The organism is Streptomyces sp. NPDC033845, assembly GCF_055576225.1.
Genome location: NZ_JBVIRI010000002.1, coordinates 233088 through 256021, shown reverse-complemented (window position 1 = coordinate 256021; position 22934 = coordinate 233088). Strand labels below are relative to the sequence as shown.

Below are 22934 nucleotides of genomic sequence, written 5' to 3'. Positions count from 1 at the left end.
ACGGAGGGAGGTACGTTCCCAGCATGGAGAGGACCTTGATCCACTGAACGGGGGCGCCGTGGGAAGGCCGGAGAAGGAGCTCGATCCGCAGGCCGGTCCGGTGCCGCGGTTCGCCTGCGGGCTGCGCCGTCTGCGCCGCGAGGCGGGTGCCCCGCCGTACCGGGAACTGGCCCGGCGGGCCGGGTACTCGGTGACCGCGCTCTCCCAGGCCGCGGCCGGGGAACGGCTGCCCACCCTGGCGGTGGCCCTGGCCTACGCGACCGCCTGCGGCGCCGACCCCGCGGAGTGGGAGCGGCTCTGGACGGCCGCCGAGGCGGAGCACCTCGGGGAACTCGCCGCCTTCTCCGGGACCGTGGGCGACTCCCCCTACCGCGGTATGGCCCGCTTCGAGCCGGAGGACGAGGCGGTGTTCTTCGGACGCGACCGGCTCACCGAGGAGTTGACCGCCCTGGTCGCGGCGCACCGCTTCACCGTGGTCTTCGGGCCCTCCGGCAGCGGCAAGTCCTCGCTGCTGCGGGCCGGTCTGATCCCCCGGCTGCGCCGGTCCTGGGACCCGCTGCCCCGGGCCGCCGCCCTGCGGGTCCTCACCCCGGGCGAGCATCCGATGCGCCGGCACGGGAAGCTGCTCGTCCCGGCCGCCGGGGACGGCGAGACCTGGCTGGTGGTGGACCAGTTCGAGGAGCTGTTCACGCTCTGCGCCGACGCCCGGGAGCGGGAGGAGTTCCTGACCGCCCTGCTGGCGGCCCGCCGGGCGGACAGCGGGCTGCGGGTGGTGCTCGGGGTGCGCGCCGACTTCTACGCCCGCTGTCTGGCCCACCCCGGGCTGGCCGAGGCCGTGGCGGAGGCCGCCCTGCCGGTGGGCCCGCTGACCGCCGCGGAGCTGCGCGGGGCGATCGTGAAGCCGGCGGCCGCCGCCGGACTGCTCGTGGAACGGGAGCTGACCGCCCGGCTGGTGGAGGAGGTGCGGGGCGAACCCGGCAGCCTGCCGCTGCTCTCGCACGCCCTGCTGGAGACCTGGCGCCGTCGCCGGGGCCGCACCCTGACCCTGGAGGGGCACCGGGCGGCCGGCGGGCTGCACGGGGCCATCGCGCAGACCGCCGAGGACCTGTACGCCGATCTGACCCCGGCCCAGGCGGAGGCGGCCCGCCGGATCCTGCTCGGCCTGGTCACCCCGGGCGACGGGGCCCCGGACACCCGCCGCCCGGTCGGCCGGGCCGAGGTGGTCCGCGCCCGGGCGGACCGGCCGGAAGGGGCGGACGGCCGGGACGGCACGGAGGGGGACGGCGACGCGCGCACGATGCTGGACCGGCTGGCCCGGGCCCGGCTCGTCACCCTGGACCGGGACACCGTCGACCTGGCCCACGAGGCGCTGATCACCGCCTGGCCGAGGCTGCGCGGCTGGATCGACGAGGACCGCGAACGGCTGCGCCGGCACCGGAGGCTGACCCAGGCGGCCGACAACTGGCGGCTCCGGCGGCGGGAGCGCGGGGCCCTGCTGCGCGGCGGCGAGCTGGCCGAGGCCGAGCACGCCTTCGCCACCGCCCGGGAGCGGCGCGAGCTGACCGCTCCGGAGCGGGAGTTCCTGATGGCCAGCAGTGCGGCCCGGAGCCGGTCCCGGTGGGCCCGCCGGGCGGTGGTCTCGGCGGTGGCGCTGCTCGTCGTCCTCACCACGGTGGCCGCGACGGCGGCCTGGCAGCAGGGCCGGGACAGCCGGCAGCAGCGGCTGGAGGGGCGCCAGCAGCGCGAGGAGGCGGCCGCCCGCCGGGTGGCCTCGCTGGCGCAGGGGCTCCGGGCCTCCGATCCGGTCCTGGCGATGCGGCTGAGCGTGGCCGCCTGGACGCTCACCCGGACCACCCAGACGCGTTCGGCGCTGCTCGGGGCGTTCGCCCAGCCGGAGTCGGACACCTTCGACGTGCCGGACGGGGACGGTTCGACACGCTCGGGGACGGCCCCGGTCCGGCTGAGCGAGGACGGCCGGACCGTCGTCACGGTCGGCGAGTCCGGGGTGCGGGCCTGGGACGTCGCCGGGCGGCGGCCGGCCGGGCCCCCGGTGCCGTACTCCTTCGACCGGCGGGTCGGCGGGATCAGCCCGGACGGACGGCGGGCGGTGCTGTCCTCCCCGCTGGGGGAGGCCCGGCCGTCCGTCCGGGAGTGGGACCTGGTCTCGGGGCGGCCGGCCGGGCCCGCGCGGCGGACGGACCGCGCGGTCTACGGTTACGCGCCCGACGGCCGGGCCCTGGTGGACGTCCGGTTGGAGGCGGACGGGCGGGGCTCGCTGGCGCTCCGGGAGGTGTCCACCGGCCGGACGCTGCTGGAGCGGCCGGTGAAACGCGACCCGCGCTGGGCGGTGAGCCCGGACGGCCGGCTGCTGGCGCTCTGCGCCGAAGGGGCCGAGCAGCCCGCGGCCCGGGCGGCGGAGGTACCGCTGCAGGTCTGGGACGTGTCCCGGCGCCTGCGGCTGCCGGCCGCCCCGCCCGGGGCCTGCGCCGCGGAGTCGGTCCGGTTCGGCGGGGACGGCCGGACGCTGATGACCCGGACCCCGGCCGGGCTGCGCTTCTGGGACCCGGCGACCGGGCGGGCCGGCACCACGATCCGGCATCCGGGCCTGACCGACGCCATGCCCAGCCCCGACGGGCGGTTCGTGGTGGCGGCGGACGGCCGGGAGGTCCTCCTGTGGCGGCTGGCCGCGCCCGCGGAGCCGGTCTTCCGGTTCCCGCTGGCCAACGAGACCGCCACCCAGCTCAGGATCGACCCGGCGGCCGGGGTGATCCGCTACGTGACCGAGCGGCACCGCTCCGACAGCGTGGTGCGCACGGTGTCCTACGGGCGGGCGACGGACCCGGACTGGAGCCGGGAGCCCGCCTCCCGGGGCGCGTTCAGCCGGGACGGCCGGACCCTGGTGGTGGACCGGCACCGGGACGGCGGCACCCGTTTCGAGGCCTTCCGGGTGCCGGACGGGCGCCTGACCGCCCGCACCCCCGCCGTCCGCTGCTCGGAGGGCGGCCTCCCGCCGGCCGCCCAGGAGTGCCACACCCTGTTCGCGCTGAGCCCCGACGGCCGGACCCTGGTGCACGGCCGGACCAGTCTGTACGGGGACGAGGAACGGCCGGAGTTCCGCGGGCTGACCCTGTGGGACCTGCGGGCCGACGCCCCGGCCCGTCCGCTGCTGGACCCCCGGCCGCCCTATTCGGCGCGGCTGCCGATGACCGGGCTGGCCTTCACCGGGGACGGGCGGTCGCTGCTCGTCCAGCGGTTCGGGATGGACACCGTCGACGTCCGGGACATGGCCGGCCGGCACCGGGTCCGGCCGGAGACCCAGTCCGAGGAGCACTTCACGGTGTTCGGCTCCTTCCTGTCGCGTCCCGGCTCCCCGGTGGCCCGCCCAGACGGCCGGCTGCTCGTCACCCCCACCCGCTCCTTCGCCCTGCCCTCCGGCCGGATCACCCCGCGCGGGCTCCACATGGAGGCCGGCGGGGTGCTGGCCTTCAGCCCGGACGGCGGGACGCTGGCGGTCGGCGACGGCGCGGGCGGGGTGACCCTGTGGGACGGGGAGGTCGGCCGCCGGCGCGGGGCCCTGCTCGGCGGCCAGGGCGCGGCCCGCCGGGGCACGGTGGAGGCCGTCCGGGCGCTGGCCTTCTCCCCCGACGGGCGGACGCTGGCGGTGGCGGGCGGCGGCGGCACCCTCCAGCTCTGGGACGTGGCCTCGGGGCAGCCGCTGGGGTCCCCGCTGCCGACCCCGGGCGACGCCATCGTCGCGGTGGCCTTCACCCCGGACGGGCGGACCCTGCACAGCGCGGGCGAGCACAGCGGGATCCAGTCCCATCCGGTGGCCGCCGGGCCGCTGACCGCCGCCGTGTGCGGGCGGGCCGGGGGCGGGCCGACCCGCGCCGAGTGGCGGGAGCACCTCCCGGACGTCCCGTACCGGAAGGTCTGCTGAGACCGGGCCCCGCTCGGGCCCGGCTCCCGCCGTGCCCGCGACGGCCTACGGCACCGGCTGCTGCTGGGTGACGCAGTGGATGCCGCCGCCGCCCGCGCCGAGCCGGTCGATGTTCAGGCGCTCGACGACCCGGCCCGGGAACAGCCGGGTCAGGGTGGCCCGCGCCGCCGAGTCGGCCGCGGTGTCGCCGAACTGGCCGCTGATGACGGCGCCGTTGCAGACGTAGTAGTTGGCGTAGGAGGCGAGGAAGTCCGGATTGGTGGAGCGGATCCGGTCGTAGTCGGGCCCCTGGAGCTTCTCCACCGCCATCCGGGCCCCGCCCGCCGTGGTCGACGCGGACAGGATCTGGAACTGCTGGCGCGCGTCCTTGGCGTACACGTCGTTGTCCGAGGCCAGCGGCATCTGGACCAGGGCCTTGCCGGGGGCGAGGAAGCGGGAGGTGGCGTCCACGTGGTCGTCGGTGATGTCCTGGCCCACCACCCCGTCGAACCAGATCACCTTGGAGGCCCCGTAGGCCGCGCAGAGCGCCGCCTCGATCTGGGCCTGGGTCTTGTTGGGGTTGCGGTTGCGGTTCACCAGGCTGCTGCGGGTGGCCATCAGGGTGCCGGCGCCGTCCTGCTCGACCGCGCCGCCCTCCCCCACCAGGGCCGCGGAGGTGAAGGGCACGCCCAGGTAGGAGGCGATCCGGCCGGCCACCAGGGTGTCCTTGGCGTAGGCCTGCTTGCGGCCCCAGCCGTTGAAGTTGAGACCGACCGCGTCCATCCCGCCGGCCCCGTCGGTGCGGAACACCGGGCCGGTGTCCCGCATCCAGCAGTCGTCCACCGGGATGGTGCTGATGACGGTGACGGTGGAACCGCACAGGGAGCGGGCCTTGGCGGCACTGCCCGAGTTGGCGCACATGTACACCGGCTCGTACTTGGCGATGGTCCGGGCGATCAGGGCGATGTCGTTCTGGACCCCGCTGAGGGTGTTGCCCCAGATGGAGCTGCTGTCCGGCCAGGCCATCCAGGTGCGGGTGTGCCGTACGTCCTCGATCGGCACCCGGAAGGTGCCGGCCGCCGCCGCGGACGGGACGGACAGGGCCCGGGCCCGGCCTTCGGCCGCCGCGAGGGCGGCGCCGGCGGCGGTGAGTCCCGCCGCCGCCATGAACCGGCGCCGGCCCATGCCCCCGGAGCTCGGGTTCGCTGCGTGATCGTTCATGAGGGGTCTCCTTCGGTACCGCAACTCCCCGTCTGACGAACGGGGTTGACCGGAAAGCTAAAACTGGCCAAGCGCTCGGTCAATAGTTTGGACGAGGGCATTCCGGTGGATCCACCGAACCCGCAGGTGGGACGCCGCAAGCTGGTTAGAGTGACGCCATGGCCGCTTCCGCACCGCACTCCCCGGACCAGTCCGCCGCCCCGACCGCACCGCCCGCCCCCGCCGGACGGACCCGGACCTCGGCCAAGGGCGAACAGACCCGGGCACGGCTGATCGCCGCCGCGCGGACCCTGCTCGCGGGCGGTATGAGCGAGCGGTTCACCACCCGCAACGTGGCGGCGCTCAGCGGGGTTTCGCACGGGATGTGCCACTACCACTTCCAGGACCGCACCGATCTGGTGCTGGCCGTGATCGCGGACATCCGCCCGGAGTGGATCCACCCCCTGGAGGAGGCGGTCGCCGGCCCGGGCTCGTACGGGGAACGGGCGGACCGGGTGGCCGAACTGCTGGGCCGGCCCGAGGGCGCCGAACTCTCCCGCCTCCACTCGGCGCTGCACTGGCACGCCCTGAACGACGCACGGGTCCGGGAGGCCCTGGAGGCGGAGTACCGGCGCTGGCGCGGCTGCTTCGTCGCCCTGTTCCGGGTGCTCGCCGAGGAGCGGGGCGGGGGCGTCGAACCCCTGCTGCTGGGCGAGGCCGTGGCCGCCGCCGTGGACGGACTGGCGGCCGCCGAGTCGCTGGGCTCCGAGGTCGACCCCGGGCCGGTGCTGCGCACCCTGCTGCGGACCCTCGCCGCGGGCAGCTGACCAGCCGCCCCGCGGACACCCGCCCCGGCCTAGAGGGCCCGCCGGGCGGCGGCGATGGCCGCCGGGTCCCAGCCGGGCCGGGGCACCGACTCCAGCAGCAGCCGGGTGTAGGGGTGCCGGGGGGCGGCGAGCACCTCCCGGGTGGCACCCCGCTCGACCACGGCGCCGTGCCGCATCACCACGATCTCGTCGGTGACGCAGCGCACCACCCCGAGGTCGTGGGTGATGAACAGGTAGCCGATCCCGGTCTGTTCCCGGACGTCGGCCAGCAGGTTGAGGATCTGGGCCTGGACCGAGACGTCCAGGGCGGCGACCGCCTCGTCGAGGACCAGGACGGCCGGTTCCACCGCGAGGGCGCGGGCGATGGCCACCCGCTGGCGCTGGCCGCCGGAGAGCCGGCGGGGCAGGGCGTCGGCGGCCCGGGTGCCCAGCCCCACCTGGTCGAGGAGTTCACGGATCCGTGCCGTGTGGTCCCGTCCGGGGAAGTGCAGGGCCAGGGTCTCGCGGAGGGCCGCCTCGACGCTGGTGCGCGGGTCGAGGGAGAGGTAGGGGTCCTGGAAGACCATCTGGATCTCGCGGGCCCGGGCCAGCCGGGCGGCCCGGCCGCGGGCCCGGCCGGTGCGGTCCCGGCCGCGGGCCCGGCCGGTGCGGTCCCGGCCGCGGAGCAGCACCTGTCCCCCGTCGGCCTGTTCCAGGCCGACGACGATCCGGGCGGTGGTGGTCTTGCCCGAGCCGGATTCGCCGACGATGCCGAGCGAGCCGCCCTCGGGGAGGGTGAAGGACACGTCGTCGGCCGCGCGGACGGCTCCGTAGCTGCGGCGCAGGCCCCGGACCTCCAGCACGTTCTCAGATACCGAGGACATCGGCGGTGCTCCCTTCGAGCCGGTCGCTGTGGTGGCAGGCGGCCCGGTGGTCCGGCCGGCCGGGGGCCGCGGCGGGCAGCGGGGCCCGCTGGTCGCAGACCTCGGTGGCGAGCGGGCAGCGGGCGGCGAACGCGCAGCCGGGCAGCGGTTCCCGCAGGTCGGGGGGCTGGCCCTCGATGGCGGCGAGTCTGCCCCGGGGGCCGTCCATCCTCGGGGTGGAGGCGAGGAGGGCGGCGGTGTAGGGGTGCCGGGGGCGGGCGAAGAGGGCTTCGGCGGGGCCGCTCTCGGCGATCCGGCCGGCGTACATGACGTACACCCGGTCGCTGATGGCGGCGGCGAGGTCCAGGTCGTGGGTGACGAACAGCAGGCCGGTGCCGAAGCGTTCGCGGAGCCCGGCCAGCAGGGCGATCACCTCGGCCTGGCTGGTGACGTCCAGGGCGGTGGTGGGTTCGTCGGCGAGCAGCAGGGCGGGGTCGCCCATCAGGGCGGCGGCGATCACCACCCGTTGCAGCATTCCGCCGGAGACCTGGCCCGGGTACTTGCGCAGCACGGATCCGTCCAGGCCGACGGCCCCGAGGAGTTCGAGGGCGCGGTGGGCGGCCTCCGGCCGGGTCACGGCCCCGGTGAGGGTGACGCTCTCGGTGAGGAAGTCGCCGATGCGGCGCAGCGGGTTGACGGCGGCGCGGGGGTCCTGGAAGACCATGGCGGCCCGGCCGGCGCGTACGGTGCGCAGCCGGGCCGGGTCCATGGCGAGGACGTCCTCGCCGCCGACGAGGACGGAGCCCTCGGTGGCGGCGCCGGGCGGCAGCAGGGCGAGTGCGCTGCGGGAGGTGATGCTCTTGCCGGAGCCGGACTCGCCGACGAGGGCGACGGTCTCCCGGGGGGCGACGGTGAGGTCGATCCCGTCGAGCACGGGCCGGGCGGTGCCGGGCAGGGTGACCCGCAGTCCGCGGATGTCGAGGGTGGGCACCGGTGGGGTGGGGTTCATCGGTCTCTCCTGGCGACGCGGTCGGCCCACCGCTCGCCCACCACGTTGAACGCGACCACGGTGAGCACGATGAACAGGCTGGGCAGGACCGCGGACAGCGGGTAGCCGTGCTGGATGGCGGTCTGTCCGTCGAAGACCATGCGGCCCCAGTCGGGGGTGAGGGCGGGGACCCCGAGGCCGAGGAAGGACAGTCCGGCGAGGTCCATCAGGGCGTAGCCGAAGTTGATGGTGGACTGGGCGAGGACGACGGGGGCGATGTTGGGGAGGATGTGGCGCAGGCAGATCTGGAGGGCGGAGTGGCCCTGGACCTGGTAGGCGCTGACGTAGGGGCGGGCGCGTTCGGCCAGGACCAGAGAGCGGGTGAGCCGGCTGACGTAGGGCAGGTAGGCGACGGCCAGGGCGAGGACGGGGGCGAGCAGGCCCTCGCCGTAGACGGAGATGATCAGGATGGCCAGCAGCATCCCGGGGAAGGCGAAGACCAGTTCCGTGCTCCGGGAGAGGACGGAGTCGATCCAGCCGCCCTTCCAGGCGGCGGCGGTGCCGATGGCGATGCCGGCGAGGGTGGAGAAGACGACGACGCCGAGCGGTCCGAGCAGGGAGGTGCGGGCGCCGAGCAGCAGTCGGGAGAGGGTGTCGCGGCCGGCGGTGTCCACGCCGAGGGGGTGGGCGGCGGAGGGTCCGGCGAGGGCGTTGCCGAGGTCGACGGCGTTGGGGTCGTGCGGGGCCAGCCAGGGTGCCAGCAGGGCGGCGAGGACCACGGCCGCGGCGAGCACCAGGCAGACCAGGTGCAGCGGGGAGCGGGAGCCGGTGGCGCGGACCTTGGCGAGGCCGGGGCGGCGGGTGAGGACGGCGCTCATGCGGCGGCTCCCCTGGTTCCGAGGGTGATCCGGGGGTCGACCACCGGGAGCAGCAGGTCGACGACCAGGTTCACGGTCATGAAGAGGGCGACGATGATCAGGGAGATCGCCTGGACGGTGGGGAAGTCCTTGGTGGTGGTGGAGAGTTCGAGGAGCTGGCCGATGCCGCCGATGCTGAAGGCGGTCTCGACCAGGATGGTGCACACCAGGAGGGTGGAGACGATCAGTCCGCCGGTGGTGAGGACGGTGCCGAGGGAGTTGCGGAACACGTGGCGGCGGATGACCTGGCGTTCGGGGACCCCGCGGCTGCGGGCGACGGTGACGTGTTCGCTGTCGAGCGCTTCGAGCATGGCGGAGCGGGTGACCCGGGCGAGCATGCCGATCAGGTAGAGCGCCAGGGCGACGGCGGGGAGGGTGAGGTGCCGGAGCATGTCGGTGAACCCCTCGCCGGCCCCGCTGCTGGGGAACCAGCCGAGCTGGACGGCGAACAGGCCCTGGAGGAGCACGGCGGCGACGAAGGACGGGGTGCCGACGGCGAAGGTGGTGGTGACCAGGACGGCGGAGTCGGTGGCCCCGCCGCGGACGGCGGCGAGCCGGCCGAGGAAGAGGCCGGCGGCCGTCACCACGAGCAGGGCCATGGTGATCAGCAGCAGGGTGACGGGCAGCCGGTCGGCGAGGAGCCGGGAGACGTCGGTGCGGTAGGTGATCGAGCGGCCGAAGTCGCCGTGCAGCATGTCCCCGAGCCAGCGGAAGTAGCGCAGCAGGAAGGGTTCGTCCAGGTGGTACTGGGCGTTGATGGAGGCGAGGGCCTCCGGGGAGGCCGACCGGCCGGCGAGCAGGAAGCTCGCCGGGCTGCCGGGTGCCAGGTACATGGCGCCGAAGACCACGAACGAGGCGGCGAGGAGGGTCGCGGCCATCTCCGCCAGCCGTCGGACGGCGAATCGGAGGAAGCTCACTGGGCGGCCCCCACGTCCGCGGCCCACGGGTGGTACATGTACGAGATGGTGGTGGGGGCGCCGGTGATCCGCTTGCCGAGGAACATGGCGGTCGGCCATTCGGCGACGGGTATCCACAGCAGCTTCTCGGCCGCGTGGCGCTGGAGCTGCGCCTCGATCTCCAGCCGTTCGGCCACCGGGTAGACGGATCCGGCCTGTTCGACGAGCCGGTCGTAGCCGGGGTCGCTGTAGCCGGCGAAGTTCAGATAGGCGCCGGTCCTGAAGTTGGCGAGCAGGTCGAGCGGGTCGGTGATGGAGTCGTAGTAGGTCAGCGGGAACATGTCGATGCCCTCGCGTGCCCGGGGGTCGGTGAACAGGGCGGTGAAGGCGTTGGGGGCGATGGTCTTCAGCTTGATGTCCAGGCCGATCCCGGTGCCGGCGGCCTGCACGGCGGTGGCGAGCAGGGAGACGTCCTGGCCGATGGAGCTGGTGGCCACGGTGAGGGTCTTGCCGGTGGCTCCGGCCGCTTCGACGAGGGCCTTGGCCTTGGCGAGGTCCTGGCCGGTGGGGGGCAGTCCGCCGAAGGCCTTCTTCAGGGTGCCCTCGGGGGCGGCGGCCCAGGCGGCCCGGGTGGTGAGGGAGTTGGTGACGGTGCCGGCGCCGCCGAGGCCTGCCTTGACGAATCCGGTGCGGTCCAGCGCCAGCGAGAGGGCCTGGCGGACCCGGACGTCGCCGAGGGGGCCCTTCATGTTGGTGATGTTGACGTTGACGGTGCTGAGGCCCTCGCCGAAGTAGAGGGTGCCGCTGCCGCTGCCGCGCAGTCGGGCGTAGCTCTCGGTGGGGATCAGATAGCCGCCGTCGACCTCTCCGCTGAGCATGGCGTTGGTGCGGGCGGAGGGGTCGGTGAGGATGCGGAAGACGGCCTTCTTCGCCTTCGCCCTGGTGCCCCAGTAGCCGTCGAAGCGGTCGAGTTCGATGGACTGGCCCTTGTTCCAGGTGCCGAGGGCGAAGGGGCCGGTGCAGGCGAGCCCGCCGGTGGTGCCGTAGTCCTTGCCGGCCGCCTCGACGCCCGCCTTGGAGGCCACGACCCCGGCGGCGGTGGCCATGTACTGGGGGAACTGGGAGTCGGGCTTCTTCAGCTTGACGGTGACCTGGAGCGGGCCGGTCTTGCGGATGGCGGTGACGTTCTGGAAGACCTGGGCCCAGGCGGCGGCGTTGTCGGGGTCCCGCTGGCGGCCGAGGCTGAAGACCACGTCGTCGGCGGTCATCTCGTTGCCGTCGTGGAAGCGGACCCCGGGGCGCAGGTCGTAGACCCAGGTGGTGGGGTCGGGGTTGGTGGCCTGCCGGGCGAGGCCCGGTTCGGTGGTGAGCTGGGGGGTCCAGCGCATCAGGCTCTCGCACACGTTGGACAGCACGGTGTTCTGCGGGTAGTCGAACGCCACCGTGTAGTCGAGGGTGGGCGGTTCCGCGTAGACGGCCCAGCTGAAGGAGTCGATCTCGCCGCGGGCCGGGGGCGTGGAGGCGGAGAGCTGGACGTCGGTGACGCCGCCGGCGTCCGACTTCGGCGGTCCGGAGCAGGCCGCGAGGAGGGCGAAGGAGGTCAGGACGGCGGTGCCGAGGGCCGCGGTGCGGCGGCCGGTCCGGCGTCCGGGGCGTCTGCTCGCGCGGTGCGGGGAGGGGGTCATCGTCGCGCTCTCTGTTCCGTGAGGGATGCGGGGGGAGGAGCGGGCGGACCGCCGGGGCGGTCCGCCGGGAACGGCCGGTGCCCGGGTCAGCCGGTGGCGGTGCCGCCGGTGGGCGCGGCGGGGACCTGCTGGGTGATGCAGTGGACCCCGCCGCCGCCGAAGGCGATGGCGGGGGCCCGGACGCCGACGACCTTGCGGCCGGGGTAGGCGGAGGCGATGACGGCGAGGGCCTCCTCGTCCTGGGGGACTCCGGCGACCGGGACGACCACCCCGCCGTTGGCCACGTAGTAGTTGAGGTAGGAGACCTCGACCTCGCCGCCGGCGATGTCCGCGAAGGCGGTCTGCGGCAGGTCGATGATCTCCAGTCGGCGGCCGCGGGCGTCGGTGACGGCTTCCAGTACGGCGCGGTTGGCGCGCATCCGGGCGTGGTCGGGGTGGGCCGGGTCAGCGGGCAGGGAGACGACGACCGTGCCGGGTGCGGCGAAGGCGCAGACCCCGTCGACATGGCCGTCGGTCTCGGTGTCGAGGAGGCCGCCGTAGGGCAGCCAGATGACCTTGGTGACCCCGAGGCGGGCCTTGAGCTCGGCCTCGATCTCCGCGCGGTCCATGCCGGGGTTGCGGTTGGGGTGGAGCAGGCACTGCTCGGTGGTGATCAGGGTGCCTTCGCCGTCCACGGTGATCGCTCCGCCTTCGAGGATCATGTCGGAGGCGATCCGGTCCACGCCGAGGTGCTCCAGCAGCAGGGCGCTGACCCGGTCGTCGGAGTCGAAGGGGTGGTGCTTGCCGCCCCAGGCGTTGAAGCGGAAGTCGACGCCGGACCGGTTGCCGTCGCCGTCGAGGACGAAGAGCGGGGCGGAGTCGCGGAACCAGGAGTCGTCGAGGGGCAGCTCGACGACGGTGATCCCGGCGCCGTCGAGGGCGCCTTCGGCGCAGTGGGCGCGGGCGTCCTCGCCGTGGCCGGGCGGGGCGACCATGGTGACCGGTTCGAAGGCGGCGATGGCGCGGGCGACGTTGGCGTACTCCTCCTTCACCTCGGCCAGCACGCTCCCCCAGAGGTCCTCCCGGGTGGGCCAGGCCATCAGGGTGCCCTGGTGCTCGGACCACTCCGCGGGCATACGGTGTTCAGCCATCAGATGTCTCATTTCCTATGGGTCGGCGGAGTCTGCCACTGAACTGAAAATTCAGTCAAGAGCGGCGAGATCAAGGAAGTCCAGAAAATCCAGGAAGTCGAAGAAGTCGAAGAGTTCGAGGGCCGGAGGCAAGGCATCGTCGGCGGCTCGTTTCCCACTCTGGCATTGACTGAAAATTCAGTCAATAGATGGGACAGCGAAAGGTCCCGTCCCCCGGGAGGACGTGACGGGAGGGGTCAGCGCTGCCGGAGTCCGGCCAGCTCGGCGTCCACGGCCCCGCGCATCAGCTCCCGCGCGTGCCCGATCTCGATGCCCCCGCTGAGCCAGCGCATGGACAGGCCCTCCAGCAGCGCGGTGAGCCGCTCGGCCGCGGCGGCCAGCGAGGAGGCCGGGGCCATCGGACGCACCTGGCCGAGCAGGGCGGCGACCTCCTGGACCCACACCAGGGTGGCCCGGGCCAGGTCCTCGCGCAGCACCTCGTCGAAGACGGCGCTGGCCCTCAGCTCGCCCCAGGCGGAGCTGTTCTCCCGCACCTCCACGGTGTCCTGGAGCTCCAGCAGCAGGGTCTCCTCCAGCTCCTGACGGGGGGTGAGCGGCGGCTCGTCCGGATCCCGGTCGGTGGTGTAGCGCTCCGCGCGGTCGTTGATGAACTCCAGGGTCTGGCGCAGGACCCCGGTGCGGTCCTTGAAGTGGTAGTAGATCAGGGCGGTGGAGACGCCGGCCTCGGCCGCGAGTTCCTCCACGCGCAGCCCGCGGACCCCGCGCCGGGCGATGACCCGGGCGGCCGCTTCGAGGATCTGAGTGCTGCGAGAGGCCATGCCCCGCACCCTACCGGGGCGTTCGGGGGGTGCCGTACGCGGCTCCCGGGCCGGTGGGGCGGCCACGGTCAGCCCGCCGGGCGGCGGTAGTGGTCCACGGACACCGTGACGGACCCGTCCGCGCCCTCGTCCACCAGCCGGACCACGGCGATCTCGGCGCCGTCCGGGCTGCGGACGCAGAACGGCCGCTCCCCGGCCAGCTCCTCGAACGGGAGCGAGGAGACCGGGGCGGTCTCGATGCCGCGGACACAGCCGGCCGGGGTGAGCTCCGCCGAGCCCGCCACGTGGGCGTCCGACTCCTCGGACGGCAGGAAGGCCTCGCCCTCGCGGGCCAGGTACCAGGACGCGGTCTCGGCCGGCACCACCTTGCCGGCCTTCAGGTCGAACTCGTAGCCGGAGTCCGGGGCGGTCAGCCCGGCCGCGCGGTAGCCGGGCAGGTAGCCGGTGGCGCCGGCCGGGCCGGCCGCGTCCCCTTCGGGGCCGGACAGGTAGTAGGCGGCCCCGGCGCCGGAGGCCAGCAGAAGGGCCGGCACCAGGACCGCCCCGACCCGGCGGCGCCCCCGACGCCCCGCCGACCGGCGACCGCCCCCGGCCGCCGGATCCGCGCGGCCGGGGGGCGTCGGGACCGGCGCGGGCCCGGCACCGGGTCTGCCCGTACCGGCCGGGGCCGGGGCGGTGTGCGGGGCCGTCGGGGGATGCGGCGACACGGGGCCCGGGGCGGCTGCCGGGGTGAGGTCGGTGTGGATGTGGTGGGGGAGCCAGCCGTCGGTGAAGTCCGGGCGGGGGCCGACCGCGGGGTGGGACCGGACGAAGTCGATCAGCTGTGCGGTCGTCGGGCGGTCCTCCGGGGTCTTGGCCAGGCACCAGGACACCAGCGGATGCAGTTCGGGGGGTATCCGGCCGAGGTCGGGGTGCTCGTGGACGACCCGGTAGAGGGTGCCGGACTCCGGGCCGTTCCCGAAGGGCGCCACCCCGCCCGCCACGTACCCGGCCAGCGCCCCGAGCGCGAAGACGTCGGCGGCCGGGCCGGCCCGGTGCCCCAGTGCCTGCTCGGGCGCCATGAAGGCGGCGGTGCCGATCCGCAGGCCGGTGCCGGTGAGGGCGGCCGCGTCGGCGGCCCGCGCGATACCGAAGTCGATGACCCGGGGGCCGTCCCCCGCGATCAGCACGTTGGCCGGCTTGAGGTCCCGGTGCACCACGCCCGCGCCGTGGATGGCCTGGAGCGCCTCGGCTATCCCGGCCAGCAGCAGCACGGTACGGGCCGGCAGCGGGCCGTGCTCGCGCACCACCTCGTGCAGCGAGGGTCCCGGGACGTAGGCCGTGGCCAGCCAGGGGGTCCGCTCGTCGATGCCGAAGTCGACGACCTGGGCCGTGAACAGTCCGTGGATCCGGCGGGCGCTGGCCACCTCCTGGGCGAACCGCTCGCGGAACTCCGGATCCGCGGCGAACTCCCGGCGGACGGCCTTCAGGGCGATCGGGCGGCCGCCGGGCGTGTACGCCAGGTAGACCACCCCCATCCCGCCGGAACCCAGCCGGGCGTGCAGCCGGTAGCCACCGATCTCGTACGGGTCCTCGGCGGACAGCGCCGTCGGGGCGGACGGGGCGGACGGGGCGACGGAGAGCTGTTCGGACATGGCGGTGGCTCTTTCGACCATGCGGATGACCTCCCCGCATCGTGCCCCTAACTAAATTTTCAGTCAATGTGTGACAATGCGAGGTGCACCGGACCCGTCGACAGTCCGCCGGGCCGGGACACCAGGAAGGAAGGGCCGGAGCGTGGCCGACCGCAGGAGAGAGATCCTCCAGGGCGCCGCACGGGTCATCGCGCGCCGTGGCGTGCGGGGGCTGCGGGTGGCGGACCTGGCGGCCGAGGCCGGGGTGTCCACCGCCCTGGTCTACTACCACTTCAAGGACCGGCCGGGCATCCTGCGCCAGGCCCTGGCGTTCATCGGGGACCGGGCGGACCGCTACACCGCCCTCGCCGGGGGCCGGACCGCCGACGGGCCCGAGGAGCCCCGGGCGCTGCTGGAGCGGACCCTGCTGCTGGAGTTCCAGGAGCTCCCCGAGGTCCGGGAGAACAGCACGGCCTGGGGTGAGCTGCGGGCCCACTCGGTCTTCGACCCGGAGCTGCGGGAGGACCTCGCCGCCGCGGCCGCCGTCTGGGCGGCGGAGGTGGCGGACCGGCTGGCCGCCGTGTGCCCAAAGGCGCCGGCCGGGGAGGTCGGGGCGGCCGCGGAACGGCTGACCGCCCTGCTGGAGGGGCTCTCCATGCGCTGGCTGAGCGGACTGCTGCCGGTGGAGCACGCCCGCGACCTGCTGCGGGAGGCGGTCGGAGTGGAAATCGGATGCCTCGGTTCCGCCGATCGATCGTTTGACTGAAATTCCAGTCAGTGCCACAGTGACGACACGTGGCCGTACCGCTTCCCGCGCGTATCGGCCGTTCGCGGCGCGGAGCGCGCACTCTTGTCCGTAGGGCCCGATTCGTCCCCTACGCACACCCTCGCGCCCGCCCCGGCCGGATGCACCGCACCGGCCGGCCCACGATCGGAGTTCCCGTGTCCTTCCTGCCCCCCAACCGCCGGACCGTCCTTCGCACCATCGCCGGGATCGGTGCCGCCGTCGCCGGCGCGTCGGCCTGCGGCCCCGCCTCCGGCGCCCAGGTGGCCGCGGCCACCGGCAGCGGTTCCCCCCGCCGCGCCGCCGAGCGGCGCCTCGGTGCCGAGTGGGAGAGCCACACCCGCACCTTCATGTCCTGGCCGGCCCTGACCTCCGTATGGGGCGAGGACCTGCGCTACGTCCGCGAGGACATCGCCCGGATCGCCCGGGCCGTCGGCGAGTACGAGGCGGTCGTGATGATGGCCCGGCCGGAGCAGGTGGCCGCCGCGCAACGGGCCTGCGGCAACCAGGTGGAGGTGATCCCGCTGCCCGTCGACGACCTGTGGGCCCGTGACACCGTCCCGGTCTTCGTCGAGCAGGGCGGCAAGGTCCTCGGGGTCGACTTCAACTTCAACGGCTGGGGCAACAAGCAGAAGGACCACCGCAACGACGCGGCGGTCGGCCGCACGCTGCTCCCGAAGTACGGCATCCCCCGGGAGCGGGCCCCGCTGGTCGCGGAGGGCGGCTCCTTCGAGCCGGACGGCGAGGGCACCCTGATGATCACCGAGAGCTCGATCGTCAACGACAACCGCAACCGGGGCAAGAACCGGGACGTCATCGAGGCGGAGCTCAAGACCTCCCTGGGCGTGCAGAAGGTGATCTGGCTCGCCGGGGTCCGCGGCGAGGACATCACCGACGCGCACGTGGACAGCCTGGTCCGGTTCACCGCGCCGGGCGTGGTGCTGCTGGACCGCGCGCACCCCAGCACCCCGCCGGACTCCTGGTCGCGCTCCGCGGACCAGGCCAAGTCGGTGCTGAGCAAGGCCACGGACGCCCGGGGCCGGCGGTTCGAGGTGATCGACCTGCCGCAGCCGGACCTGAACCGGATCACCGGCGAGGGCGACGACTTCGTGTCCACCTACGCCAACTTCTACATCGCCAACGACTCCGTGTTCATGCCCCGGTTCGGCGACCGCAAGGCCGACGACCGGGCCCGCGGCATCCTCCAGGAGCACTTCCCCAAGCGGGACATCGTGCCGGTCGCCATCGACACGATCGCCTCGGGCGGCGGCGGCATCCACTGCTCGACCCACGACCAGCCGGGCAAGCCCGCCGCCTGACCGGCCCGCCCGACCCGCCCGCCCGACCCGCCCGACCGGCCGCACGTACCGGGCAGCACCTACCGAGCACCGCGTACGACGCACCCCGCACCACCGGAGCCACCGTGTCCCAGCCCAGACGCCTGTCCCCCGCGCGCCGCCTCCCGCTGCTGCCGGGGCTGGTCCTGCTCGCCATCGTGGCGGCGGTCTCCGTGGGGGCGTGGCTCCAGTTCGGGGAGCGCCAGGCCCTGGACACCGTGTACACGGCGGGCCGGGCGGTTCCGGACCGGGTGGACGTGGACGCGAAGATCCAGCGGGTGGACGCGGCCGCCCGGGAGCTGGTGCTGCGCGTCCAGGTCACGCCCAGGGGGACCCTGGGCGAGGCGGGCGGGGTGTCCCCCGCCGGGGATCTGGTGCTCCAGACCTCCACCGCCACCCGGGGCGATCTGACCTTCCAGGCCCATCAGCGCATCTCCTCGGCGGACCTGCCGGTCGCGCTGACCGGCGGTTCCCTCACCGACTACCCCTTCGACGGCTACGGGGCGGACATCGAGTTCGGTGCGCTGATGGGCGGGGAGCAGGTGCCGGTCCAGGTGCGGCTCTCCAACAACGACGTGCTCTTCGCCGCGTCGGTGGAGGCCTCGGCGGAGGAGGACGGGACGGCCTTCCTGGACATCGGGCTGGCCCGGTCGAACAGCGTGCTGGTGTTCGCGGTCTTCATGATGATCGCGATGTGGGCGCTGGCGCTGTCGGTGCTGATCGCCGGGTGGTTCCTGGTCACCCGGCGCAAGGGGCTGACCTGGCCGGCCCTGGGGTGGATGGCCGCCACCCTGTTCGCCCTCGCGGCCTTCCGGAACACCGCTCCCGGCACCCCGCCGATCGGTTCGCTGCTCGACTACCTCGCCTTCCTGTGGGCGGAGACGCTGATCGCGTTCTGCTTGGTCACCGTGGTGGTCATGGGGATGCGGGTGGACTCGCGGGCGGAGCCGCGCACCGGCCCCCCGGAGGGATGAGCGGCTGACCGGAATCCGATTCCCCGTGGTATAAGCGGCCGTTGACGTTCCGGAGGCGGCCGCCGGGCCCCCGGAGCACCCCGTCGGAACGACTCCCCAGGTCGGGCCGCGTGGCGGCGCGGGGGCCGCCGGCCGCCTTCCGGACGCATGTCAGTGGACTGCCGTTCACCAGCTACGACAAAATGAGGATCGCGTTCGAGAATTGCTCCTCATTACCGGCCGGTTTTGCCCTTCCGTGGCGATCACATGGGTAGCATCCGCTGTGTGAGCGGGTCGTCAGGGGAATGGCGCCGCCGCGACTGGGGGGCCGGAGATGCAGGTACTCGTGGTGGAAGATGACACAAGGATCGCTGAAGCACTGACCGAGGCGTTACAACGGTTCGGGCACGAGGTCGACTGGGTCGGCAGTGGGGCGGAGGCCCTCAAGGCCGCCCCCTCCACCGACTTCGTCCTGCTCGACCTGGGGCTGCCCGACCTCGACGGACAGGAGGTCTGCCGCCGGGTCCGGGAGACCTCGACCGTGCCGATCATCGCCGTGACGGCCCGGGCCGAGGAGCTCGACCGGGTCCTCGTCCTGCAGACCGGGGCGGACGACTACCTCGTCAAGCCGTACAGCATGGCCGAGTTGCTGGCCCGGATGGCGGCCGTCGCCCGCCGGGTGCACGGATCCGCCCCGCCGCGGACCGCCGGCGCGGCCGGGGGGCCGGGCGAGGTCTGCGCGTTCGGTCCGCTGTCGGTGGACATGCGGACCCGCCAGGTGGCCATGGACGGACTGCCGCTCCATCTGACGCGCCGTGAGTTCGACCTGTTGGCGGCGTTGTTGGCGGACGCCGGCGCGGTGTGCGGCCGGGAGGACCTGATCAACGAGGTCTGGGACCCCAACTGGCACGGTTCCACCCGCACGCTGGACGTGCACATCGGATCACTGCGGACCAAGCTCGGCGGCCGGGAGTGGATCCAGTCCGTGCGGGGCGTGGGCTTCCGCCTGGTACTGCCTGACCAGCAGTGACCTGTGCGGACCGGCACCGGGCAGCAGTGAACGGCAGTGAAGGGGGATCGAGGCGTGCGGCGTCATCTGGTGGCCGCTCTGGTTGCCTTACCGGTCGCGGTGGTGGCCGTCCTGGGGCCTCCGCTGGCCCTGCAGCGCAGCGACGGGGCGTTACGGGAGCTCGCGCACACCCGGGTGAACGAGGCGCGCGAGCTCGCCCCGGTCGCGGTCCGCTCCCTCGCCGGGGGTGAACACGGCGATTTGCGGCAGCGGTTGGCCGACTACCAGGACGGCACCGGGGCCCGCGCCCATGTCTACGACGCCGACGGCCGGTCGGTGGAGGGGGCGCTGTGCCGGCTGTCCACCGAGGAACTGGTCCGGCACGAGGCGGTGCGGGCCGCGCTCGACGGCCAGTTCACCGACTCCTCCGACCAGCGGGTGTCAAAGGAGACCGACGAGCTGATCGTGGCCGTGCCGGTGGTCGACCGGCGCAGTGTGGTCGGTGTGGTCGTGGTGTGCTCCGCCCTGGACGATCTGGAGCTGGAGCAGTGGACCATCTGGGCGGTGGTCGCCGTGATCGGCGCGCTGGCCCTGGCGCTCAGCGGGTTCCTGGCCGAACCGCTGGCCCGCTGGATACTCCGGCCGGTCCGCTATCTGGAGTCCGCGGCCCGGCGGTTCGCCGCCGGTGACCACACCGCGCGGGTGCCGGTCCATCTCGGGCCGCCGGACCTGCGGGTGCTCGCCGAGACCTTCAACCACCTGGCGGAGCAGGTGCAGCACCAGGTGACGGTGCAGAACTCCTTCGTCTCGGACGCCTCCCACCAGCTGAGGTCCCCGCTGGTGGCGCTCCGGCTGCGGCTGGAGAACCTGGAACCGCACATCCGGCCGGGCGGCAGCCGCGGACTGGACCAGGCGCTGGGCGAGGTGGACCGGATGACCGGGATCCTCAACGCGCTGCTGCTGCTGGCCCGTGCCGAGTCCGGCACCCAGTGCGCCAAGAGCGTGGACGTGCTGGCGGTGGCCGAGGAGCGGGTGGCGTCCTGGCGGCTGGTGGCGGAACCGCGGGACATCGCGGTGACCATCGCGGGCGAGGGGGTGCTGGTGGCCTCGGCGGTCGCCGGCACCGTCGACCAGATCCTCGACGTGTTCCTCGACAACGCGCTCCGGATGGCCCCGGCCGGCACCACGGTCCGGGTGCGGCTGATCGAGGACGGATCCATGGTGGCGGTGCAGTGCATCGACTCCGGCCCCGGTATGGACGCCGCCGAGCGGGCCCGGGCCTGCGACCGGTTCTGGCGCGGGGCCAATGCCGCCGCCGGTGACGGATCCGGGCTGGGGCTGGCCATAGCCGCCAGTCTGGCCCGGGTGAACAACGGCCATGTCCTGCTCCAGGAGGCCGCCGGCGGCGGCCTGCACGCCGAGGTGCGGCTGCCGGCCTGGAGCCATCGCACCGCCGAGGCCCTTCCGAGGACCGGGGGGTGATCTTGGGTCCAGTTTTGCATCTCCCCTGCATCGGCCCTGCCGGACCGCTGCAACGGGTCTTCCTACGCTGACGCCCGGTACCGCCGTGCGGGGCGAACCCGCCCGCAGCTCCCCTCATCTCACTTCCAAGGAGGACACGTGGGTTCCCAGTCCACCGAGTCCGCTGAATCCACCCGGTCCGCCGGGTTCGCCGCCCGCACCGGTACGCCGTCGACGGAGTCGGCGGCACCCCCGGTCCCCCCGAAGGGAATGGCACGGCTGGGCCACTGGCTCGCCCGGCGCCGGATCCTGGTGCTGCTGGTCACCCTGGTGGCGCTGGCGCTCGCGGTGCCCTTCGGCTCCGATGTGGAGAGCCGGCTGTCGGAGGGCGGCATCACCGTCCCCGCCTCGGAGTCGGCCAGGGCCGACGAACTCCTCAACACCCGCTTCGAGAGCGGCTCCCCGCATCTGGTCTTCGTCGCCACCGCAGGCAGCAGCGTCGACAGCCCCGAGGTCAGCGGCGCGGCGACCGCGCTGACCGAGCGCCTCGCCAAGGAGCCGGGCGTGGTGCAGGCGGCCTCGTACTGGACGCTGGACAAGGCCTCCACCCTCCGCTCCAAGAACGGCCGCACCGGCCTCATCATGGTGCGGCTCGCCGGGGACGAGGACCAGATCCGCAAGGAGGCGGCCCGGATCGTCCCCGAAGTGGTCGGCGAACAGGGCCCGTTGAAGATCACCGCGACCGGTGTGACCGCCGTGCGCATGGAGATCGAGCGGCTCAGCGAGGAGGACCTCAACCGGGCGGAACTGCTGTCCGGCCCGCTGGTGCTGATCATCCTGCTGCTGGTGTTCGGCAGTGTGGTGGCCGCCAGCGCCCCCCTCGCGGTCGGCATCTTCGCCGTGATCGGGTCCTTCGTCATCCTGCGGCTGCTGGACATGGTGGTCCAGGTGTCGGTGTTCGCGGTCAACATCACCACCGCGCTGGGCCTCGGACTCGCCATCGACTACAGCCTGTTCATCGTCACCCGCTACCGCGAGGAACTCGCCCGGGGCCGCACCGTCCACGAGGCGATCGCCGAATCGGTGCGCACCTCGGGCCGCACCGTGCTGTTCTCTGCCCTGACGGTCGCCGTGTCGCTGTCGGCGATGCTGGTGTTCCCCATGTACCACCTGCGGTCCTTCGCCTACTCCGGGATCGCCGTGGTGATCCTGGCCGCCCTCGGCTCGGTGGTCGTACTGCCCGCGCTGCTGGCCGTACTGGGCCACCGCATCGACTCCCTCAACGTCCGCAAGCTGTTCCGCCGCAACGCCGCCCCGGCCGCCGCCCGCACCGACACCGCGGGGTTCTGGCACAGGCTCGCCATGGCGGTCATGCGGCGTCCGCTGCCGTTCGCGCTGACCGTGGCGGCGGTGCTGGTCGCGCTGGGCCTGCCGTTCCTGCGGGCCTCCTTCGGGGACAGCGACGACCGGGTACTGTCGGCCAGCTCCCCCGCCTACCAGGGCGCCCAGGTGCTCCGCGACGAGTTCGACAACCGGGAGGGCTCCCCGCTGAACGTGGTGCTGCCCGAGATCGACGCGGCCTCCGAGGCCGGGAAGGTGACCGCGTACGCCCAGCAGCTGTCCACCGTGCCCGGGATCACCCGGGTGGACGCCCTCACCGGCTCCTACAGCGAGGGGGCCCTGGTCGCGCCGCCGGGCCCGGCCTCCGAGCGGTTCAAGGCCGGCCAGGGCACCTGGCTGTCGGTGGTGTCCGACACCGAGCCCTACTCGGAACGCGGGATGGACCTGGTGCACACCCTGCGCGCCCAGCCGGCCCCGGACACGGTGCTCGTCGGCGGGCAGGCCGCGCTGCTGGTGGACTCCAAGGAGACCATCGGCGAGGACCTGCCGTGGGCGCTCGGCATCATCGCCCTGTCGACGATCGTGCTGCTGTTCCTGTTCACGGGCAGTCTGCTGATCCCGGTCAAGGCCATCGTGCTGAACCTGCTCAGCCTCACCGCCACCTTCGGCGCGATGGTCTACATCTTCCAGGACGGCAACCTGCGCTGGCTGGTCGGCGACTTCACGGTGACCGGGATGCTGGACATCGACACACCGATCCTGATGTTCTGCGTGGCCTTCGGCCTGTCCATGGACTACGAGGTGTTCCTGCTGTCCCGGATCAAGGAGGAGTACCACCGCACCGGCGACAACGTCTCCGCCGTGGCCTGGGGCCTGGAGCGGACCGGCCGGCTGGTCACCGCGGCGGCCGTGCTGATCGCCTCGGTGCTGCTGTCCTTCGCCACCTCCTCGCTGACCCCGCTCAAGCTCCTGGGCATCGGGCTGGCGCTCGCCGTGATCGTGGACGCCACCCTGGTCCGCGGCGTGCTGGTGCCGGCGTTCATGCGGCTGGCCGGCCGGGCCAACTGGTGGGCGCCCAAGCCGCTCGCCCGGCTGCACCAGAAGATCGGCCTGCACGACTGAGCCGGCGGTACGGAGGGACCCCTGCGGGGCGCGGGCCGACTCGGCCCGCGCCCCGCGCGCGTTCCGGCAGCCCCCGCGGGCGTTCCGGGAGGTAC

The 22934-nt window shown here is 73.9% G+C and carries 17 protein-coding genes; 8 read left to right on the top strand and 9 right to left on the bottom strand.

Annotated features, from left to right (window positions below; genetic code table 11):
- Nucleotides 1–58 precede the first annotated feature (58 nt).
- Nucleotides 59–3937 (top strand): nSTAND1 domain-containing NTPase, encoded by a 3879-nt coding sequence (locus tag ACZ50K_RS05225; RefSeq protein ID WP_468897703.1) that lies wholly within the window; start codon nt 59–61, stop codon nt 3935–3937.
- Nucleotides 3938–3982: 45 nt separating this feature from the next.
- On the opposite strand, the gene ACZ50K_RS05220 is transcribed toward ACZ50K_RS05225, so the two are convergent.
- Nucleotides 3983–5137, bottom strand: coding sequence for an agmatine deiminase family protein (locus ACZ50K_RS05220; protein WP_468897701.1), 1155 nt, complete (start codon nt 5135–5137; stop codon nt 3983–3985).
- A gap of 158 nt (nt 5138–5295) precedes the next feature.
- Here ACZ50K_RS05220 and ACZ50K_RS05215 point away from each other — a divergent pair, with 158 nt between their 5' ends.
- A complete protein-coding gene (locus ACZ50K_RS05215; protein ID WP_468897699.1) occupies nt 5296–5943 on the top strand; it encodes a TetR/AcrR family transcriptional regulator in 648 nt (215 codons plus the stop codon).
- Between the two features lie 29 nt (nt 5944–5972).
- Here the strand turns inward: ACZ50K_RS05215 and ACZ50K_RS05210 are convergent, their stop codons facing one another.
- From ACZ50K_RS05210 to ACZ50K_RS05175, 8 genes are all read right to left on the bottom strand, one after another.
- On the bottom strand, nt 5973–6806 hold the full coding sequence (locus ACZ50K_RS05210) for an ABC transporter ATP-binding protein (RefSeq protein ID WP_468897697.1): 834 nt from the start codon (nt 6804–6806) through the stop codon (nt 5973–5975).
- Nucleotides 6790–7794: an ABC transporter ATP-binding protein gene (locus ACZ50K_RS05205; RefSeq protein ID WP_468897695.1), complete on the bottom strand. Its 1005-nt coding sequence runs from the start codon at nt 7792–7794 to the stop codon at nt 6790–6792. Before ACZ50K_RS05205 ends, ACZ50K_RS05210 begins: the two co-directional genes overlap by 17 nt.
- A complete protein-coding gene (locus tag ACZ50K_RS05200) occupies nt 7791–8651 on the bottom strand; it encodes an ABC transporter permease (protein WP_468897693.1) in 861 nt (286 codons plus the stop codon). Before ACZ50K_RS05200 ends, ACZ50K_RS05205 begins: the two co-directional genes overlap by 4 nt.
- Entirely contained in the window at nt 8648–9607 is a 960-nt protein-coding gene (locus ACZ50K_RS05195; protein WP_468897691.1) for an ABC transporter permease, read from the bottom strand. Before ACZ50K_RS05195 ends, ACZ50K_RS05200 begins: the two co-directional genes overlap by 4 nt.
- A complete protein-coding gene (locus ACZ50K_RS05190; protein WP_468897689.1) occupies nt 9604–11271 on the bottom strand; it encodes an ABC transporter substrate-binding protein in 1668 nt (555 codons plus the stop codon). The genes ACZ50K_RS05195 and ACZ50K_RS05190 overlap by 4 nt, the downstream gene beginning before the upstream one ends.
- 86 nt (nt 11272–11357) lie before the next feature.
- The gene (locus tag ACZ50K_RS05185; RefSeq protein ID WP_468897687.1) at nt 11358–12401 is read right to left on the bottom strand and encodes an agmatine deiminase family protein; all 1044 of its coding nucleotides are present in this window, start codon (nt 12399–12401) and stop codon (nt 11358–11360) included.
- Nucleotides 12402–12637: 236 nt separating this feature from the next.
- Nucleotides 12638–13219 carry a TetR/AcrR family transcriptional regulator gene (locus tag ACZ50K_RS05180; RefSeq protein WP_468897685.1) on the bottom strand — a complete coding sequence of 194 codons (582 nt, stop codon included), beginning with the start codon at nt 13217–13219 and terminating at the stop codon, nt 12638–12640.
- Between the two features lie 68 nt (nt 13220–13287).
- Nucleotides 13288–14874, bottom strand: a complete 1587-nt coding sequence (locus ACZ50K_RS05175) for a serine/threonine-protein kinase (RefSeq protein WP_468897683.1) — start codon at nt 14872–14874, stop codon at nt 13288–13290.
- Between the two features lie 121 nt (nt 14875–14995).
- Here ACZ50K_RS05175 and ACZ50K_RS05170 point away from each other — a divergent pair, with 121 nt between their 5' ends.
- From ACZ50K_RS05170 to ACZ50K_RS05145, 6 genes are all read left to right on the top strand, one after another.
- A complete protein-coding gene (locus tag ACZ50K_RS05170) occupies nt 14996–15598 on the top strand; it encodes a TetR/AcrR family transcriptional regulator (protein WP_468897681.1) in 603 nt (200 codons plus the stop codon).
- 176 nt (nt 15599–15774) lie between these two features.
- A complete protein-coding gene (locus ACZ50K_RS05165) occupies nt 15775–16935 on the top strand; it encodes an agmatine deiminase family protein (RefSeq protein ID WP_468897679.1) in 1161 nt (386 codons plus the stop codon).
- A 104-nt stretch (nt 16936–17039) separates the two neighbouring features.
- Complete coding sequence (locus ACZ50K_RS05160; protein ID WP_468897677.1) at nt 17040–17927, top strand: DUF4436 family protein; 888 nt, start codon at nt 17040–17042, stop codon at nt 17925–17927.
- Nucleotides 17928–18240: 313 nt separating this feature from the next.
- The gene (locus ACZ50K_RS05155; protein WP_468897675.1) at nt 18241–18936 is read left to right on the top strand and encodes a response regulator transcription factor; all 696 of its coding nucleotides are present in this window, start codon (nt 18241–18243) and stop codon (nt 18934–18936) included.
- Between the two features lie 54 nt (nt 18937–18990).
- On the top strand, nt 18991–20397 hold the full coding sequence (locus tag ACZ50K_RS05150) for a sensor histidine kinase (protein WP_468897672.1): 1407 nt from the start codon (nt 18991–18993) through the stop codon (nt 20395–20397).
- Between the two features lie 138 nt (nt 20398–20535).
- On the top strand, nt 20536–22839 hold the full coding sequence (locus ACZ50K_RS05145) for an MMPL family transporter (RefSeq protein ID WP_468897670.1): 2304 nt from the start codon (nt 20536–20538) through the stop codon (nt 22837–22839).
- Nucleotides 22840–22934 lie beyond the last annotated feature (95 nt).